The organism is Bacillus sp. AP50 (genome assembly GCF_040492675.1).
GTDB classification, from domain to species: Bacteria; Bacillota; Bacilli; order Bacillales; family Bacillaceae_G; genus Bacillus_A; species Bacillus_A cereus.
This window is the reverse complement of sequence record NZ_JBEUTW010000451.1, coordinates 1-1,576: the sequence shown is the minus strand read 5'-3', so window position 1 is coordinate 1,576 and position 1,576 is coordinate 1. Positions and strand designations below refer to the sequence as shown.

The window sequence follows — 1,576 nt, the reverse complement described above, 5'->3', positions numbered from 1 at the left end:
AGATTATTCAAGGCGTAAGGAAGTTATTGGCTGGAAATAGATTATAAAATTTATTTTAAAAAGACTTTATAGGATTAATACAAATAATGAAAAAAGGGTATTCCAAATTAAAATTGGAATACCCTTTTTCATTATCCTACAAATGTTTGATACAGTAAGAAGATATTTAAAATGATAACGAGTGCTGCAATTATCCAAGCGATAAATGTTGTTATACGGTGGTTAACGAGTGCACCCATAATCTTTTTGTTACTTGTAAACATAATAAGTGGTACTAGCGCAAATGCAATACCGAATGATAAGACGACTTGGCTCATGACTAGAGCGTAAGTTGGATTTACACCTAAAGCGATAATAACTAATGGTGGAATCATTGTAATAAATCGGCGTAAGTATAACGGAATATGCATGCGAATGAAACCTTGCATAATAATATCACCCGACATTGTACCGACAGAAGAGCTAGATAGTCCTGCTGATAAAAGTCCAATCCCAAATAATGCAGCCGATACAGGACCTACTAAATTGGTAAATTGAGTGTAAGCAACATCTAAATCTTCAACGTGCAAGCCGTTTTTAAAGAATAGTGCAGCAGCAACAATTAACATACTTGCATTAATTGCTCCAGCAATAACCATTGCAATAATAATATCGATAAATTCGAAACGAAAAATCTTTTTCTTTTGTTCGTCAGTTGTTCCGACCACGCGGCGTTGTGTTAATGCAGAATGCAAGTATATTGCATGTGGCATAACTGTTGCACCTAAAATCCCTGCTGCAAGTAATATACTGTCTACACCTTGGAATTTTGGAATAAATAGTCCTGAAAGAAGGGGACTTAATTCTGGTTTTGCATAAAAAACTTGAATCCCAAAAGCAATTACTACAATGAAAATCATTCCTGTAATAATAGCTTCTAGTGGACGAAATCCTCTACGTTGAAACTCAAGAATAATAAATGATCCGGCTGCAGTAATTAAAGCGGCAGGTAGCATCGGGATTCCAAATAGTAAGTAAAGCCCCAAAGCAGCTCCAATAAATTCCGCTAAATCTGTAGCCATAATAACTAGTTCACCTTGTATCCATAAGCCGATAGACACAGGCTTTGGAAAGTTTTCACGAGCTATTTCGGGTAAATTGTTTCCTGTAGCAATTCCTAATTTAGCTGATAAAGTTTGGATTAATACAGCCATTAAGTTAGAAGCGAGTATAACCCATAATAGTAAATATCCATATTGTGAACCAGCTGCGATATTTGTAGCAAAGTTGCCAGGATCAATATAAGCAACGGACGCGATAAAAGCGGGTCCTAAAAATGGTAACAGTCTTTTCCAGCCTTTTGTTTCTCCACTTAAAGCTAAGTGAGCTGATTGTACAGTTGTACTTTCAGAAGGGAGATGTTCATCTTTTGTTATATCTTTATTCATAGTAGTTTTCCCCTTTAAAATGTTAACTTGATGAAATTATTGTATTTATTCTTACTCATTATTTCAATACATTTAAATATATTATATGGTAATTTCATTTGAACACGAAAGTTTCCTTAATGCAAATTATATGCCTTTATGCAATGGAT

At 34.5% G+C, this 1,576-nt stretch carries 1 protein-coding gene; it reads right to left on the bottom strand.

What is annotated here, in order from left to right:
* Positions 1-131: 131 nt before the first annotated feature.
* Entirely contained in the window at positions 132-1,427 is a 1,296-nt protein-coding gene (locus ABWK52_RS24460) for an Nramp family divalent metal transporter (protein ID WP_001030677.1), read from the bottom strand.
* Positions 1,428-1,576 lie beyond the last annotated feature (149 nt).